Here is a 16916-nt window from a genome sequence, read left to right as displayed (position 1 = left end):
CATTCAGTAGTATAGTAGCTTTTAATCTTCAAACAACAGATAACTATCATAAGTGTTTTACAGAAAACACTGTTGTTTTTCTAGATTTTATGACAATAAATCAACGGCTTAAAAATATATTTTCGATTATTTGCTAAAATAATCAAAATATCGTTTGACAGCCATATCTAAATCTATATAATACACACCCACAGAGCGGGTGATTAGCTCAGTTGGTAGAGCGTCTGCCTTACACGCAGAATGTCGGCGGTTCGAATCCGTCATCACCCACCACTTATTAGCAAGTGGGCCTTTTATAAAGGCAAGATGCTAAAACGACCTAAGCAGCGGTAGTTCAGTTGGTTAGAATACCGGCCTGTCACGCCGGGGGTCGCGGGTTCGAGTCCCGTCCGCTGCGCCATATTTAAAACGAATTTAAACTCTCGGGTTTAAGCAAGTTTCGCCTCAAACATTAGCTTGTTTGGGGTTTTTTGTGTCTGAGTTTCCGCTAAAGGCCTTTATTTATAAGGGTTGGGCGTTTTCTCTATGTTGACCTTTACGAAATGGTGTACTCTTTAGCAATGCATGAATGATAAGTTTTTGCGCATGAGCTCTATCTTTTGAAAGTCGGTGACCAAGTGCTCAGTGACCAAACGGTGACTATTTTGTGACCAAGATTATTAAAAGTTGGTTGTGGCAACTAATCCCTACAATTTATGCTTATCGATAAGCTCAGTAGCTTAAATTATAAGCCTCAATGTCAGCTTGAAATAAAGATGGAAAGCTTTCTAGAGCCAACTCCACTTAAAAGTGCTGTAACACTTTTAAGTGGAGTTGGCTCTAACTTATCAAATGAAGTGACTTCTTATTACCTACATACCTCAAACTTCATAAGAAATAAAACCATTTATAGTTTCAATTTTTTCCTGAGTCATTTGAAGAAAACTGGAGTTTGGGCAAAATTTACAACAGCACATAAACAACTTAGAATTAAAATTTTTGGGAAGTATGTAGATTATCAACATGAGCTTCAGCAGAAATAAATGAATCAATTGATAATGCTTTTCTATCAACTAACTTCATCTCAATTTCGCCATTTGTTACAGAATTAGTCCAATAAACTCCTTCCATTTTACTACAATTATCAGTAATCAGAAGCTCTCCACTTCCAAGCGTAATTTTATTCTCACTATTCTTAGTCCTAGTCAACTGATAAATATACATAAACTTTGTTGAAGAAGAAAAAGTGTTAGTGTAGATTGTCGCTAAAATTGATTCAGACCTTTGACTCTTAGTAAATGATTGAATACTAATAGCAAAATACGTTTGTTTAATGTAGAAATAAATCTCAATTGGGGGTAAAGGATCATCATCAACATCTTTTTTATAGCTGCTTATTAAACGACCTTTCCACAAACCATTAATAGATGGCTTACTAAGAAGATTACCTAACCAAAGGTGTTTTATTCTGAATTTATTTAATAAAACTCCAATAATTAGCAACGAAGAAGTGATAGAAAAACTTAAAACCTGCCAAACTGACAAACTAGTTTTGATCCAGTCTGTAGTACTTAATACATACTGGACAACACAGATGAAACCAGCGCTAAGCGCAACTAAACCAATAAAAAACCAGATAAGTTTTTTTAATTCGTTAAACTGTAAGACTATGAAATTCACTTAGCTAACTCTCCCTAATACAATTACCGTTTCGGTAAACCTTGATGCCATCCATATGGCTGACTAGTCCTACGCTTACTATTCCCTTAGTAAGAGATGTAAGATATGCAGTCATTTCTCTAGCCCCACAAGGTCTAATAGCATCTAATGCACTAGTATTATTTGTTTCAATTACAGGAGCGAGGTATTGAGAAATATGGGTTAACGTCATTAGGTTCGTATTGAAAAAATGAAAGCCATCATGATATGGCGATTGTTTTAATGATAGCCGATAAATTAGCTCTATAAAGTTTTTATTTTCTAAAATAGCTTTATCAGTATTTTTATTTAAACTAGTAAAGGGTAGATTAGACAAATCAGTATAAAATATAATCCCCGTACCCATGAAGTCTTTATTGTTTTTTTTATGCAGACTCTTTAAACTACTCCAAATAAATTCTTCGGTTATGGTATCCATTATTGATTGCTCCAAAGCTTATTATTGATTTAATAGGAAATTGACGCATGCAGTAAATAGGATTAATTAATAGCAAAATATTTAATTAATTTACTACTATAAATAGTCATTATTTGAATAATCAGGTAAATACAAGGTTTTATTTTTCTGAATACCAATCCAATCTCCATATACCCCTGCAATAAAAAATAAGACAGGCTGGTCTTTAAAATATTTGCACGTTTTATGCCACTCTCTATAGTCTGTAGAGGAAGGTTTCGCGTATTTTTGTGGATGCGTATGCCACTCTCCTAGATACTGAACACGCCCTTGACTAGAACCATGCAATCGATTCAAGTGCTCTTGATGGCCAAGTACGCCCCTTTTGTAGTAAACAGGTGTTCTAAAATCAGTTATCTTCGGTGTAGATAGGTGCATAATATGAATGTCCTCGCCACGCATTCCCCGTTTTTCACCCATTAAAATGCCACAGCTTTCTAATTGCATAAAATATTTTCTTTGGCGAAATTTTTCTATCACGCTAAAGACTTCAGCATCAAAACTGACCATACGGATTGGACATTCATTTTTAAAGAACCAAGTATGATTAGTCATGGTCTGGCACATACATGACAGTCTTCATGTGGCAAAAAGTCAGCATTTTGTAGTTTCTTTCCATGCCACTTTTCACTATACCGTGTTCTATAACGTGGGCTTACTTCTCCTTTCAACCAGTCTAATACCATATCGGTTACTAAAGAGGCAGTAGACATACTTGATGAAACGGCATAGGGTGTATAGTCCCTGCAAGCTTGGAGGGCTGTTATGGTGCTCCTGTCTTCAAACAAAGCATCGTATTCTTTTCGCATGTGATATCCATTTTTACTAACACAAGAACGACAAGCGCTTGCTACTTCTTTTTCATGAAATAAGGATTGCACACATTCACCATTATTTCTAATCCATGCACTAATGATAGGTGCGGTTATCTTATCTAAGTTATGATAGGCTTCGTTAATACATTGAGATACATAGGAGTCAGCTGTAGCATCAATTATCAAGTCCATACCTTGCATAATATCCATTCTATTTAGAATAGAGTGAGGATAGGCCGTAACAGTCATATTAGGTAATTGGTTATTTACCTCTTCTTTTAATGCGGTCGCTTTGTTTTTGTCAATATAATTTTGTCCTAGTATATGCCTACCTAAATTCTCTATCGATAAGTTATCATTATCAATAATAGTTAACTTACCACCTCCAGCGCCAGCACCCAATCGAGCCAGCGATAATAAAATATATCCTCCTATAGCACCGCCACCAATCACTAAAACGTTTTTATCAATCAAACTGGGTTGTTCCAAGTTTTTAATACTCCTTTCAAAAATATGGTGAGGCGTATAATTTGCTGATTCCAAAAGAAATAAACGACTCTCGTCCAAAAGTCGCCTTTTATTCTTGCTATTAAAACGTTTAGATTTATCACTATCTATAAATGTTTGAAATACAGACAAGTCAATTCTAAAAGCTAACGTTTCAGTATCTATGATCAAACACCCTGTAAGATATTCTATTGGTTTTTTATTTGCCTTAACGACGCTAACCATATAACTTAAAATAGATTTTTCAAGTTGATTATAAGCTGAAGGAGAAACTGCCTTTAACCAATTACTGAATATTCTAAAAGATATGCCATTTAAGGACTCATCTGCTATAAATTGGTTAGGTAAGCAATGAGGCTTATAAGTATCACCTAGGTTTATAACACAGCCTAAAAAAGGCAGAGGTGTAGAAGTTAATTTTAAGGCATGAAAACCTGTTATATCTTTATCTACGTATAAAGTTGCATAATGATGGGATCTATATTTAGGGTTGCTATAAAGAAGCGTATTATTCTCTAGATGATAGTGATAGTTGAGAAAGTTATGGACTGCTACTTGACTCCAAATGACAGATATTTCTTGCATAGTATCAACCGCCCTGTAACTGCGGTCGGTAAAGAGCTTTGTTACTATATTTTCACATTGTTCAAAGCAATACTGAATGATAGCTAATTTATTTGATTTATCGAATACAATTGTATTCACTAAAGCAAAACATAAGTGATGATAGGCTTCGCCATTGAGCGCATATTGGCTCAATGACAAATGGGGTGATGGTAATATATTTTCAATAGCTTCTGCTGGTATAGTCTTGATATATGCAGTGGGTAAATTTACAAAACCCCAATCGTATGCTTGAAGCAATATTTCAATCTTATATTTATTCGCTAACTCAACGCATAAGGTCCAAGTATCAAAACAACCCTTATTGTCAGGAGGATCGTTTCTATCCATTATATACCCGACAGGTTTGCTGCGACGGGTAAATAACCAATTTGGATGAGAATCACGAATATTTAAAATTGTCTTTGAACGACTCATAAGCTTAGTCTAACCACCAGTTTGCGATGGAATAATTGCAGGTGCTGTCGCTACTTGCACAGGCTTATTCTTGGCATTGATCGCACCTTGCGATATTTCATTGTGAATAGAAACTAAGTCTTCGTTGCTTGGTATTTTATCGCCTAAACAAACTTTTAAAGCATATAGACATTTTCTGGCTTCAGTCGCTTCCGTTAAACAGTAGTTAAGTGTGTCACTAAACTCCTGAGCTAATTCGCTGTCTTGTCGTCTGTACTTATTCTTATCGCCATTATAATCATTGAACACCTCTTCTTCGTGATCTTTGATATTTGGGCAAGTAATATCTTTTAAAAATCTATTTGGAAGCTCTGATACAACTTTCGCTAAGGCTTTATCATCTCGTTGCTGACAATGTTCATAAGAATCAACAGTCAATATCATTAACGCTAATGAAATAGGTTGCTTACGTTCATTAGGATCAAAGTTGTAATCTCTCCACGCCTTTATATAGCGTATTATAGATCTAAGTTGCTGACCTTCGCCAGCTTGTCCTTTGCATACCCCTAGGAACCACTCACGAACTCGTTCACAATTAGACTGCTTCCATTCACCATCATTTCTAATCAATGAGATATCTTTTATAGGAGGTTGAGCGGACTCGTTTTTTTGTACCCCGTCGAATTGCCTACTTTCAACAGATTCACCAAAGGTTGTAATCCCTGAACTACGATTAAAGCTAGACTCTCCAAAGAACTCTGATAGCGCTTGCGGTTGCGTATCTTCACTGAAATTCAAAGCATTCCTATAATTTCGACTTGATAAGTCGTCATAACTCTCGTTAGCTTCCACAACGTCTGAGTTTTTACGGCTTGATATCGGCACATCTTTTAAGTCATTAAACATATCGTTAGGAACTGCATACAAAGGAATATCAAAATGAGCGTCTACCATGAACCCTCTTATACGTAAACAACTTGGGTTCTTATCATCCAGCTCCCAATTTTGATCGAAACAGAGTTGAGATAAGCATTGCTTGACATGGTTTATTAACTTTTCCGCTTCATTTTTTTGTTCATCTGGAAAACAACGTTCAGGTAAATAACAGCCATAGTCAAAGTCCATTTCTTGACCAATACGATTAGGCACATTACAAGTTCCGTATGCCCATGAACCCTGAAGTCTAAATTTTGGCTTAACATCGTAGACTTCTTTTAGTATTACTTCGAGTGCTTCTTGTATTAGGTCTTTACACTCCTTAAAGGTGTCGAGCTGCGTTCTAGTTGGTAATAATTGAGTAAAAAAGCCCTCTGGCTCATTGCGTAATACTCTATGAAAGTTATTAACAGGTATATCACTATTATTCATCGTTTAAGTCCTTATTTTTTATCCAGGTAGGAGTTTTGGTAGTCTCTTGAAGAAGTGTAGATATAAATGAACTACCTAACGCATCCTTAGAAGCTTCTTGGGCATGAGAAAGTAATACCTTAGTTGCATATTCATCAGCCCTATCTAATCCTATATAATTTGTTGCATTTTTAGATACATCCGAATCTATATCGAAATATCTATCACCTAATGTATGCCTCGTCATATGAGTCATCATTTGCTGCTGGCTGGCAAGTGTCAGTTCTATTATATTTTTAGGTGCTTTGTTCAAAAAGACACCATTAGCCCAATCTGTCATACCCCCCTGTTGGTTCTTTTTATATACGTCAGAGTTATGAGAAGACAATGTGCCTATATGCAATAAGTATATATTTTGCTTGGGTATTCCAAAAAAATGCTGGGCTTCATGTATGGCTAGTAGACTTGGGTTATTCGCAAAAAGCCCACCATCTACATAATTGGCATCTTTAAAATGATATTTAGGAAAGTATATGGGTGCAGCGGAGGTTGCCATAGCTACATCTACGATGTCATGCTTGGCATCACGAAAAAAGCTTTGATGATGTGGTGTCTTAAAAACAACAGGTCGTCCAGCGGAGAAATTAATGGCAGGTATAATTACATTGTGCTTTAAATCGCCTATTTTGTCATTTAAGAAGAATCGACTTATTTCTGTCTTTAGCTGTTCACTACCGTAAGTCGACTTTAGGATGGAAAAAAAGCTAAACCTTTGTTTTTTGAATATATTTTGCCCATGTTCTACAAACATATCGACAACATCTTTCATTGGAATCTCATGCGCCACTGCTAAAGCAACGATTCCACCAATCGATGTGCCAGCTATAAGATCGAAATATCGCCCAATAGGTTGTTTGGTTTGCTCTTCTAAGTCAGCTAAAACCTTGGCTGCATACAGACCCCTATAGCCACCCCCTGAAAGCGCTAATATTCTAAAATTATTATTCACCTTGAACTCCTTTTATTCTTAAGCTGAGCAATAACTAGGTTGCGCTTTTCACATAAAAAGTTGTTCTCTTCGTAAGTGCCCAATTCAATAGCATTATGAAATTCTAAGAACTGTTTTTGTAAATTTGCCATATATGTTACCTCTCAATAATTGTTAAGTTTTAATAGTTATAGAATATATCAAGTCTCTACCAACATTAATAGGTACAAAGCATAATAGGCGACAGTCTGTGTCGCAAAGATTAGAATCAACGCTGAAAAATATCAAACATTAGCTTAAAGTAGCTCTGCCAAAGCAAAAGCCTAATATATCGTCTTACAGGTCGATATCTGGTGAGAGCAAGCGTGTTATATGATAAATTACTACTCAGAATATTAAGCACTAAACATGCCTTTCGTGGCTAAAAATAAAGAAGGAAGTGAGGCGATATGCCTATATTGAATTGGTTGAATAAAGAGCAAGCGTTGACTACAGCGCGTGACTGTCCGTATCGTTTGGTAGAGCTAGTGCCAGAATTATCGTATGGCGAGTCAGATACTGACAATATGCTAATTCAAGGCGATAACCTTGATGCATTGAAAGCACTCATTCCTACGCATTCAGGAAAGGTAAAGTGCATCTTTATTGACCCACCATATAACACCAAAAGTGCCTTTGAACACTATGATGATAATTTAGAGCACAGCAAATGGCTGTCGATGATCTATCCACGCTTAGAGCTTTTGCATCAACTGTTATCTGAAGATGGCTCAATTTGGATTACACTTGATGATAATGAATCACATTATGCCAAAGTTATTCTAGATGAAATATTTGGACGCAAAAACTTCATATCAAATTGTATTTGGCAGAAAGTATACACAATCAAAAACTCAGCAAAATATTTTTCTGAAATGCATGATCATTGTCTCGTGTATGCTAAATCTAAAGATAAATGGCTTATTAACTCTTTACCAAGAACTGAGAAACAGAATAAAGCTTATAAAAACTATGATAACGACCCTAGAGGTCCTTGGAAAGCTACACCAATCCAAGCTAGAAATTTTTATAGTAGAGGTCTGTATGAAATTAAGTCTCCTTCTGGAAGAGTTATCGATGGCCCACCAAAAGGATCGTACTGGCGCATTTCTGAGGAATCATTTAAAGCTTTGGAACAAGACAATAGAATTTGGTGGGGAAAGAAAGGCGATAATGTTCCAGCACAAAAACGCTTCTTGTCAGAAATTGAAGGAGGTGTGGTGCCATCTACTATTTGGTTCTATGACGAAGCAGGTCACAATGCTGAGTCTAAAAATGAAGTTAGAGCCGTCTTTGAAGGTCTAGAAGATGAGCTATTTATTACACCCAAGCCAGAAAGACTAATACAAAGAATTCTTCATCTAGCTACAAAAGAAGGAGATCTAGTATTAGATTCGTTTTTAGGGTCTGGAACAACGGCTGCTGTAGCTTTGAAGATGAATCGTAAGTTTATAGGTGTAGAACTTGGAGAGCACGCAGAAAACCAATGTGTATACAGACTAAAAAAAGTAGTTGATGGTGAGCAAGGTGGTATTTCAGAAGACGTCAACTGGATAGGTGGTAGTGGCTTTAAGTTTTATCGCTTAGGTGAAGTCATCTTTAATGAAAATGGCTCTTTAAGAGAAGGTATCAGCTTTGATGCGCTGGCTTCCCACATTTGGTATGGCGACACCAGACAAGCGCTACAACAGTCAGCTAAATCACCACTACTTGGCGTGCACAATGGCGTCGCTTACTACCTACTTTATAACGGTATTTTAGGTGATAAACGTCCTGACGGCGGCAACGTACTCACATCGAAAGTGCTGTCAATACTGCCGCCTCACCCTGAAGATCCAGAAAATGGTAAAAAAGTCATCTATGGTGAGAGGAGATGTATGGGAGAAGCTCGATTGAAGAGTGAAAATATTATATTTAAGCAAATACCATACGATGTGAAAGGAAGATAAGCGATGTTTGAACTAAAGAGCTATCAGCAAGGTGCACTTGATACACTTACGAGTTTTTTTCAGCGTTGCCGTATGGATGGCGATATTGACACAGCATTTCAGCAAACACTACAGGACAATAATTTTGTAGAAACCCCTTATCGTGCTTACTCTTTCGATGATACACCTTATGTCTGTATTCGTATTCCGACAGGTGGCGGCAAGACTGTGCTGGGCGCTTATGCGGTCTCTACAGCGGCGACTCATTATTTATCGCAAGATTTCCCTATTGTGTTATGGCTAGTGCCGACTACTACCATTCAGCAGCAGACCGTTTCGGCGCTCAAGAGCAATCCAGACTATACCGACCATTTAAACCGCGCATTTGCCAATCAAGTCAGTGTCTACGATATTGCTGATGTCAATCAAATCCGTGCGCAAGATATTGGCAATAAAACAATTATAGTCGTCTCTACGATTGCCAATTTACGAGTAACTAAAACGTCTGATCGCAAGGTCTATCAGTATCATGAAGACTTTGAACCGCATTTTGCCAAACTAAGTCGCCAGCATCCTTATTATGACAAGCTTGAGATGGTCAGTGAAGATGATGTCTCTGAAAACGGTTTGACGGTAAATGATATTGGTAAGATAAAGTACTCTTTTGCCAACCTATTAGCGCTGTACAACCCTTTAGTAATCGTCGATGAAGCCCATAATGCTCGGACGTCATTAACCTTCGACACCCTAAAGCGCGTGCATCCTGCGGCTATTATCGAGTTTACTGCAACCCCTAACACCTCAACGACCAATGGTAGCAATATTTTATATCATGTCTCAGCAGCGCAACTAAAAGCCGAAGAGATGATTAAGCTACCTATCATTTTGACCGAGCATATTAATGGCTGGGAAGAAGCGGTACGTGATGCGGTATTAACACGCGATAGATTAGCGCTCAAAGCACAAAAAGATATCGACTATATACGTCCTATCGTACTACTACAGGCAGAGAATAAGAACGGCAAGGTAACGGTTGAAGTACTCAAAAAGTGTCTGATTGAAGATCATGGCATTACTGAGGATAAAATTGCGGTAGCCACAGGGACACAGCGAGAGCTAGATGGTATCGATCTTTTTGACCCTAACTGTCCTATCGAGTACATCATTACTATAGAAGCTCTGAAAGAAGGTTGGGATTGCTCGTTTGCCTACGTATTCTGTTCAGTTAAACAGGTGTCCTCTAGCAAAGATGCTGAGCAGTTATTGGGGCGCGTATTGCGGATGCCTTATGCAAAACGCCGCGTGATAGAGGATCTAAATAGAGCTTATGCACATTTGGCCACCACAAGTCTGGCACAGGCAGCAAAAGAGCTGACAGATAAACTCATCTCAATGGGTTTTGAAGAGATGGAGGTAGCTACGTTTCTTCGACAGCAAGATGCCAATCAAGGCGATTTATTTGGTCAGGTAGATAAAGATGACGCTGTAAACTCGAGACCTAAGTTGATGCCACCTTCTCTGATGGTTGAGGTGGAAAATACACCAGATACTACCGAGTTATCAGAAGAAGAACGCAGTAGCATTAAAATCTCTGAGGTAGATGGTCGCCAAGTAGTTACGGTTACGGGTAAAGTCTCAGAGCCGTTGAAAAAAGCCATTACCAAAGTGGCCGTCGGAGATAAAAAAGAGACTGAAACTTCAGTTGTTAGGCATAACCTCAGTGTGCATGCCGCTTTATCACCATCAGAGAACGGAGTGAAGTTTGCCCCGCTACCAAGATTGTGTGTTATGGTTCAGGGTGAGCTTGAACTGGTGGAGAAAGAAGTATTCTTGGATGTATCAGGTTGGAATCTATTAGATTATCCAGCTAAGCTCAACTACCAGCCTCACGAGGAAACGACAAGTTTCCTAGTCGATGTAGAAGGCAAAAAAGTTAAATACAACCTTGCTCATGAGTCACAAACTTTAAACCTAAACCTAGCTAATACTGAAGTGACCCAAGATGAGCTTATAGGCTGGCTAGACCATGAGTGCCGTCAAAGTGATGTCACTCAGCGTGAAATGACGAGTTTCTTAACTAAGGTAATCAACCAATTATTGCAAATACCGTCACTGACACTTACTACTCTCATACGTAATAAGTATCCACTTGCTCGTTCTATACAGGAGCTGGTATCTGCATATAGCCAGCAAGCAATGACCAAAGGGTATCAGCAAACTTTATTCGCAAGCGATGCTGACGTGCTTACGACTTACGATTTTAGTTACGAGTTTAAAGCAGATAATTATCCAACGCGACCACCTTACTATTCAGGTAGTTATGCGTTTGACAAACATTATTATCCGCAAATCGAAGACATGAAATCTTCAGGTGAAGAGTTTGATTGTGCTCAGACTATTGATCTACTACCTCAAGTAAAGCATTGGGTGAGAAATCTAGTTAGACGAGGAGAAGCTTCGTTTAGCTTGCCACTGGCACATACCAACTTTTATCCTGATTTTATCGTTGAATTGCAGGACGGTCGTATCTTGGTGGTTGAGTATAAAGGCAAGCCTTACGAAACCAATGATGATTCAGCAGAGAAACGCATGGTAGGCGAGCTTTGGGCAAGCCATAGCCAGGGTCAATGCTTATTCTTAATGGCGGTTAAAAAAGACGATAAAGGCCAAGATGTGCGGCAGCAGATACTTAATTTGATTGATTAAACGAAAGGCAATCTCTGTGCTTCGTATTATGCCTAGTCTGTAAATATCTTTGATATTATTAATTCTTATTTTAATAAACAATATAAAAACAAAAAGCCAGATAGTTGAACTATCTGGCTTTTGAGTATAATTAAATTATTATCTACCAACTGTAAGCTGCCCGCCAGAAAAGCTAATACATGATTCACAGAACCAAGATGATTGTTTTCTGATATAAGGTATATCCGCTGGCACATCAAGTTGATACGGCCGTCCACAGTACTCACAGTGCACATCATCTAAGTAAGCCTGACACTCCGCTAATATCCCAAACAAAATATGATAATCGATATGGTATTGTCTGCAGAGTATTTCTATATACTCTACATACCGCCCATCATGCCCGTATGCCCAATAGTCTTCACATAGTTGTATGTCGGACTGATCTGCATTAACGCCGAAAATAAGTTTTAAGCTCATGGTTATCTCCAAACCAAGTAGTTGACGTTAATCACAACGAATAAGGAATCTCGTAATGATTCATAATGGTCAAAAACTTGGTCTCAAGATTCGTTAAGGTATAACGATTCATCGCTAATCCTTCATTTAGCTCTCGTTGCACCCATATCCTGACTGCTTCATTATTATAAAATATCGGATTGACGCCTAGCATCTTTGCTAACTGTGAACCCTGTTGTATTTGCAGGTTTATCATAAGCTTGGTAGATAGAGATATCGCTTCGGCGCTTAACCAGATTGAAGCATGCGGCGGTTTAATAAATGTGTTCATGTATAATCTCCTGTAGATTAATATTTATTTCTGTTAGTCGTAATGACTTCCTACAGATTAAATTATACATACATTTTGAGCTATTGCAACTTAAAATAACCTTCTATAGAACTTTTTATTACTTAATAGAGCATTTAACCTATTTGAGCAACTATAGTCTGCTGTGTATTATTTGGTGTAATAACCGTTAATCGCGGCGTTATCTTATACTTTAAAAGGAGGAACGTTTATTGTTCTTCCTTAACTATCTCATAAAGGTCGCCCACTTCAATATCCAAATATAAACATAGCTTTTCTACAACTTCTAGATCTACTCTTGTGGCTTCTTCGTTATACATGCGTGTAATTGTGCCTCTATTAACATCCGTGTCCCTAGACACATCAGCAATCTTAAGTCTTTTCTCACCCATAATTCTAGATAGATTGCACTTCACCATAACCTCCTCCATATTAAAATAATCTACTGTAGATAAAAATGTCTTGCAAAAGATTATTTTTAGTGTAAATTATGTTCTATAGCAGGTCATAAAGCTATCAGATAATAACACTTTAATCTTTAGTAAGGATTTTACTATGAGTTATACCTATTTAACAACCGAAGAGCTGTCACAACGCATTAAATATGACAGCAAGACCATACGCAACCAGCTTAAGGATGCGGTATTCATTGAGGGTATTCATTACATCAAACCATTTGGAGGTAGAAAAATCCTTTTTATATGGCAAAAGATTGAAGAACTCATGCTGACAGGCTATGACGATACCATTCCATTTGCAGCGGGAGCGTAATCATGGCGAGTATCAATAGCCGAAATGGCAAATTATATGTAGATTTTCGATATATAGGTCAGCGCTGTAGAGAGCAAACCTTACTAACAGACACTAAGCCCAATCGAAAGCGACTAGAAAACTTCGTTAGCAGAATGGAAGCTGATATTCAATTGGGGAGTTTTCGATATGAAAACTATTTTCCGCAAAGTAAAAAGCTTGAGCAGTTTCAAAGCTTAGAGCTTATGAGGTCAACAAATAGTCATAAGGATTCAAGCTCAGGCTTTGATAGTTTTAGCAAAGTTTGGTTAGAGGAAAAAAATCCGGAATGGCGGGACTCTCAAATAAGTAATGTGGAAGATATATTTAGAATTTACTTAATTCCTCATTTTGGTAATGTACCGCTAAATACCATTAGCAAAGCCAAAATCATGACTTTTCGGGGCAAGTTAGTCAAAGATGGTAATAACGGACGAACTTTATCAGCGTCTCGCATTAATCATATCATGACGCCATTACGTATGGTGCTGACCGAAGCCTCTGAGCGTTTTGATTTTGACAGCCCTTGGAAGAATATAAAACCACTCAGTGAGCCTAAAAGTAATGTCAGTCCTTTTACTCTAGAAGAGGTCATGCTCATTATCAATAATGTGAGAGCAGATTATAAGCCTTACTATATCGTACGCTTCTTTACAGGTATGCGAACAGGTGAGATTGATGGCTTGCCCTGGAAGAATATAGATTTTGAGCGCCGACAAATCATCGTTGATCAGGCAGTCGTTAATGGTGTCATAGGTGAAACTAAAACTTCAGGTTCGAATCGTATTATTCAGATGAACCAACTGGTTTATGATGCATTAATTGGTCAGCAGAGCCTGACTAAACGTCAAAGTGAGTTCGTGTTCTGCACAAAAGCGGGTACTCCTTTGAATCATCGTAATGTGACAAAGCGAGTTTGGTATCCATTACTACGATATTTAGAGCTTGATAAACGTAATCCTTATCAAAGTAGACATACCGCTGCGACGCTTTGGCTTGCTGCTGGTGAGTCGCCTGAGTGGATTGCTGCTCAAATGGGTCATAGCAACACAAAAATGCTATTCACAGTGTATTCTCGCTATGTGCCAAACCTAACTCGTCAAGACGGAAGTGCTTTAGATAAGCTACTGATAGCACGAGGAATATTACAAAACATATGAAAAAGCCTATATTTAACAAAAAGACATCCGAATAGATGTCTTTTTTCAGTTTTATTGCTGGATGCTTTATACAAATGGAGCTACAGTTAAGGAAATAGTTTGTAATGGTTACAGAACAATGGCTGATGAAGATAATCGCTCTAAAAATATCGAAGAATGGCTACAAAAAAACATTGTTGATTTTTCTGATCCTAACAGCGATGAAGCTTCATCCTTAATAATTGAGCTAAGGTTCTTGAAAAATACCTTGCCTGCACAATTTAGATCTGTCTTTAACAGTCAGTATAGTGCTTTAACTGAATGGATAAAAACAAAGGATATAGTTTCTACTTTAACTGAATCAGAGAAAATACAGATATACGAAAACGGTATTGACCAGAAAAACTTCCTAAAAAGCTTAAAAACACATCATAAGTATCTCAAAAATCTCTACCTCATTACTTTTTTAGCCAGTCGTTCAGACTCACCAAAAATAAATAACATTCGTTCTCTCTACTTTTTTCTCTGTCTTAAAATGGTTGAGTTGACTGATTATAATAGTAGGATTGAAACCACACTTGATGAATGCCGGTTTCTAACCAGTAATATTCGTGAATTCTTAGTTCCATTTTTGCCAGACATAACACAGTTTGAGAGTCTGCGAAATATTCAGGATAATCTTATCCAAGCTCAAAATAACGATAATTACACCAGATGGCTTAATAACTCCCCTGATACTTTTGAGTCAGAAATAAAAAGGTATGGAAGCAAGTTACTGGATAAAAACACATTATTTCCTTCTAGCGATGCTAAAAATGATATTAATGAGCGTATAGCCCAATATCTTTACGAGTATGTTCTACCGATTGAAAACTACTTCAAAAATGTTTCTGGTATTACTCGAATAACCAGCACTACTTATCAAGTTGTTAGCGGTCCCTCATATTATGACGATACGACAGGAAATACGTTCAGTGACTTAGTAAATATCTTTGAATCTACAAGCAATACAGATGCTTTTGAAGCTGGTGAACGCCAAGATAATGAGCAGGAATCCTTCGAGCAAGTAACTATAGATAATCCAAGCAACTATTATTTAGATCTGGTAAAAGCAGAAGGCCAATCAAACAGTCGTCGAAAAAATGCGATGAATCAGGTCACTGATGTTAATACAGCACATGAAGATGAAATAAAAAGATTGGTCGAATATATAGCTAGCAAACTAAGCAAACTTGATTTTTTATCTATTGGTAAAGAGTACGAATACGAGCATGAGTATGAAGAGAGAAAATTTAAATTCGATATATCTGATCAATCCGCACTATATCTATACATGCTCTTACTGACAGGTATTCATGACATATATACTTCCGAACAGTTAAAGCTTGGATCTAACGGTTATCGCTACCAACTCACATTTTGTCCAGCACGTAGCCATATCGATGATGACTGGGATAAATCGTTATGCGCCTATAAATCAGATAAGCTTAATAAGCCAGACAGGCTATATGTTTTCATGCCGTACCCGTTAGGTGCGATGCATATTGAAATGATTGAAAGTACTGATGATAAAATAAGAGATTCTATTCATGAAGAAGCAAAAGAGGATCTCCGTAAACTCAATAAAGAGTTTCGAATAAGACTGAGCATAAATAAGGTTAAAAACTATTTACCTCACTATTTAGCTCAAACCAATATAGATAAAGCGCTTATAGAAGTACTAACTAACTGTCCTGTTCATCACCTCTCAGCACTACCTTATTATAATGTCAGTCAATATGATTTATTTCGATGCCAACGGGACTATATGGATCACTTGATAGGGCTACTTGAAAATAAGTATGAGCCAAATCAAACTAAACTATATATGCTTTTCGAACTACCCGATGAAACATTAACAGATTATTGGGATAAGACTATAGGGAGCGCATTAGCTGTTAATGAATTTAGACTAGAAGAGATCGTGGTTAAACTAAGACAAAAAGTAGAAGCCGCTACTGCAGGTTTAAAATTAAGTAGTTTGAATTCATTGGTTTACCTTCATAACAGCTTTATGGACTATCTATATGTTTTGATGTCTGTTGCAAGTGGTTATCGACCTGTTACTGAGCCATTTGGTAGATTGTCAAACATAGATACCAGAACTGGAGTCTACTTTATCAGCGATAAGGAAATGCAAGATGATACTATTGGCAGATTAATCTATCTACCACACACCGTATGTCAGCAAATCAATGAGTATGAAAAATTTATTAAAAGTAATGGCATTCTTTTTAATAAACTAGGAAGTAATATTGGTCAAATATACATGGATATTTTAGACAGCCGTATTGGACTGATAAATTATCTAAAATTAGATGAGATAACCAATACAGTTATTCAGTTAAATTTAAACAAAGCATTCATAAAAGTGCGCATGTCACAATATATATCGCTACCTCTTAATTGGCATCGACATTTTATACGCTCGCTAAAAAATATATACATCGGCAAATATTCATACAACTCAGACTTCAATGAAAGACCCATTGGATATGACGTTATCAGTGCTTGGATAGGACATTCTGATGAACTGGGATTTAGCTTTTACGACCCTTTTAGCGGTTTGAAACAATCTGAACTTAGAGAGTTTGCAAATACACTAGATGAGCTTATCAAAGGTATTGGTTTTACAGTCCTTCAATTGGAGCGCTAAG

At 37.2% G+C, this 16916-nt stretch carries 13 protein-coding genes and 2 tRNA genes; 7 read left to right on the top strand and 8 right to left on the bottom strand.

The window, feature by feature from the left end; genetic code table 11:
* Nucleotides 1-197: 197 nt before the first annotated feature.
* A tRNA-Val gene (locus CAP50_RS04445) sits at nt 198-273 on the top strand.
* 50 nt (nt 274-323) lie between these two features.
* Nucleotides 324-400: transfer RNA gene (locus CAP50_RS04440), tRNA-Asp, on the top strand.
* A 569-nt stretch (nt 401-969) separates the two neighbouring features.
* Here CAP50_RS04440 and CAP50_RS04435 read toward each other — a convergent pair.
* The 6 genes from CAP50_RS04435 to CAP50_RS04410 all read right to left on the bottom strand — a co-directional run bounded on the left by CAP50_RS04435 (nt 970) and on the right by CAP50_RS04410 (nt 6853).
* Complete coding sequence (locus CAP50_RS04435) at nt 970-1659, bottom strand: Cap15 family cyclic dinucleotide receptor domain-containing protein (RefSeq protein ID WP_100749165.1); 690 nt, start codon at nt 1657-1659, stop codon at nt 970-972.
* Nucleotides 1660-1663: 4 nt separating this feature from the next.
* The gene (locus tag CAP50_RS04430) at nt 1664-2116 is read right to left on the bottom strand and encodes a hypothetical protein (RefSeq protein WP_100749164.1); all 453 of its coding nucleotides are present in this window, start codon (nt 2114-2116) and stop codon (nt 1664-1666) included.
* 96 nt (nt 2117-2212) lie between these two features.
* Nucleotides 2213-2710: a Mov34/MPN/PAD-1 family protein gene (locus CAP50_RS04425; protein WP_172953059.1), complete on the bottom strand. Its 498-nt coding sequence runs from the start codon at nt 2708-2710 to the stop codon at nt 2213-2215.
* Nucleotides 2707-4518: a ThiF family adenylyltransferase gene (locus CAP50_RS04420; protein WP_100749162.1), complete on the bottom strand. Its 1812-nt coding sequence runs from the start codon at nt 4516-4518 to the stop codon at nt 2707-2709. The genes CAP50_RS04425 and CAP50_RS04420 overlap by 4 nt, the downstream gene beginning before the upstream one ends.
* A gap of 9 nt (nt 4519-4527) precedes the next feature.
* Complete coding sequence (locus tag CAP50_RS04415; RefSeq protein ID WP_100749161.1) at nt 4528-5865, bottom strand: CBASS cGAMP synthase; 1338 nt, start codon at nt 5863-5865, stop codon at nt 4528-4530.
* The gene (locus tag CAP50_RS04410; RefSeq protein ID WP_100749160.1) at nt 5858-6853 is read right to left on the bottom strand and encodes a CBASS cGAMP-activated phospholipase; all 996 of its coding nucleotides are present in this window, start codon (nt 6851-6853) and stop codon (nt 5858-5860) included. The genes CAP50_RS04415 and CAP50_RS04410 overlap by 8 nt, the downstream gene beginning before the upstream one ends.
* Before the next feature lie 428 nt (nt 6854-7281).
* On the opposite strand from CAP50_RS04410, the gene CAP50_RS04405 reads away from it, so the two are divergent.
* Entirely contained in the window at nt 7282-8820 is a 1539-nt protein-coding gene (locus tag CAP50_RS04405; protein WP_100749159.1) for a site-specific DNA-methyltransferase, read from the top strand.
* A 3-nt stretch (nt 8821-8823) separates the two neighbouring features.
* Nucleotides 8824-11505 (top strand): DEAD/DEAH box helicase, encoded by a 2682-nt coding sequence (locus tag CAP50_RS04400; protein ID WP_100749158.1) that lies wholly within the window; start codon nt 8824-8826, stop codon nt 11503-11505.
* A 490-nt stretch (nt 11506-11995) separates the two neighbouring features.
* On the opposite strand, the gene CAP50_RS04390 is transcribed toward CAP50_RS04400, so the two are convergent.
* Together CAP50_RS04390 and CAP50_RS04385 are read right to left on the bottom strand one after the other, a co-directional pair.
* Entirely contained in the window at nt 11996-12274 is a 279-nt protein-coding gene (locus CAP50_RS04390) for a hypothetical protein (RefSeq protein ID WP_100749156.1), read from the bottom strand.
* Between the two features lie 227 nt (nt 12275-12501).
* On the bottom strand, nt 12502-12711 hold the full coding sequence (locus CAP50_RS04385) for a helix-turn-helix domain-containing protein (protein WP_020442990.1): 210 nt from the start codon (nt 12709-12711) through the stop codon (nt 12502-12504).
* A 136-nt stretch (nt 12712-12847) separates the two neighbouring features.
* Between CAP50_RS04385 and CAP50_RS04380 the strand changes: the two genes are divergently transcribed.
* From CAP50_RS04380 to CAP50_RS04370, 3 genes are all read left to right on the top strand, one after another.
* Complete coding sequence (locus CAP50_RS04380; RefSeq protein ID WP_100749155.1) at nt 12848-13063, top strand: hypothetical protein; 216 nt, start codon at nt 12848-12850, stop codon at nt 13061-13063.
* 2 nt (nt 13064-13065) lie between these two features.
* Nucleotides 13066-14241: an Arm DNA-binding domain-containing protein gene (locus CAP50_RS04375; RefSeq protein ID WP_100749154.1), complete on the top strand. Its 1176-nt coding sequence runs from the start codon at nt 13066-13068 to the stop codon at nt 14239-14241.
* Nucleotides 14242-14359: 118 nt separating this feature from the next.
* A complete protein-coding gene (locus tag CAP50_RS04370; RefSeq protein ID WP_100749153.1) occupies nt 14360-16915 on the top strand; it encodes a hypothetical protein in 2556 nt (851 codons plus the stop codon).
* Nucleotide 16916 lies beyond the last annotated feature (1 nt).

This window comes from Psychrobacter sp. L7 (genome assembly GCF_002810365.1).
Classification (GTDB): Bacteria; Pseudomonadota; Gammaproteobacteria; order Pseudomonadales; family Moraxellaceae; genus Psychrobacter; species Psychrobacter celer.
This window is presented reverse-complemented; position numbering and strand designations above follow the sequence as displayed.

Coding starts and splice junctions, on each gene's coding strand:
- CAP50_RS04430 (WP_100749164.1), bottom strand. CDS start 2,116: ATGGATACCATAACCGAAGAATTTATTTGGAGTAGTTTAAAGAGTCTG.
- CAP50_RS04425 (WP_172953059.1), bottom strand. CDS start 2,710: ATGACTAATCATACTTGGTTCTTTAAAAATGAATGTCCAATCCGTATG.
- CAP50_RS04420 (WP_100749162.1), bottom strand. CDS start 4,518: ATGAGTCGTTCAAAGACAATTTTAAATATTCGTGATTCTCATCCAAAT.
- CAP50_RS04415 (WP_100749161.1), bottom strand. CDS start 5,865: ATGAATAATAGTGATATACCTGTTAATAACTTTCATAGAGTATTACGC.
- CAP50_RS04405 (WP_100749159.1), top strand. CDS start 7,282: ATGCCTATATTGAATTGGTTGAATAAAGAGCAAGCGTTGACTACAGCG.
- CAP50_RS04400 (WP_100749158.1), top strand. CDS start 8,824: ATGTTTGAACTAAAGAGCTATCAGCAAGGTGCACTTGATACACTTACG.
- CAP50_RS04390 (WP_100749156.1), bottom strand. CDS start 12,274: ATGAACACATTTATTAAACCGCCGCATGCTTCAATCTGGTTAAGCGCC.
- CAP50_RS04385 (WP_020442990.1), bottom strand. CDS start 12,711: ATGGTGAAGTGCAATCTATCTAGAATTATGGGTGAGAAAAGACTTAAG.
- CAP50_RS04380 (WP_100749155.1), top strand. CDS start 12,848: ATGAGTTATACCTATTTAACAACCGAAGAGCTGTCACAACGCATTAAA.
- CAP50_RS04375 (WP_100749154.1), top strand. CDS start 13,066: ATGGCGAGTATCAATAGCCGAAATGGCAAATTATATGTAGATTTTCGA.
- CAP50_RS04370 (WP_100749153.1), top strand. CDS start 14,360: ATGGCTGATGAAGATAATCGCTCTAAAAATATCGAAGAATGGCTACAA.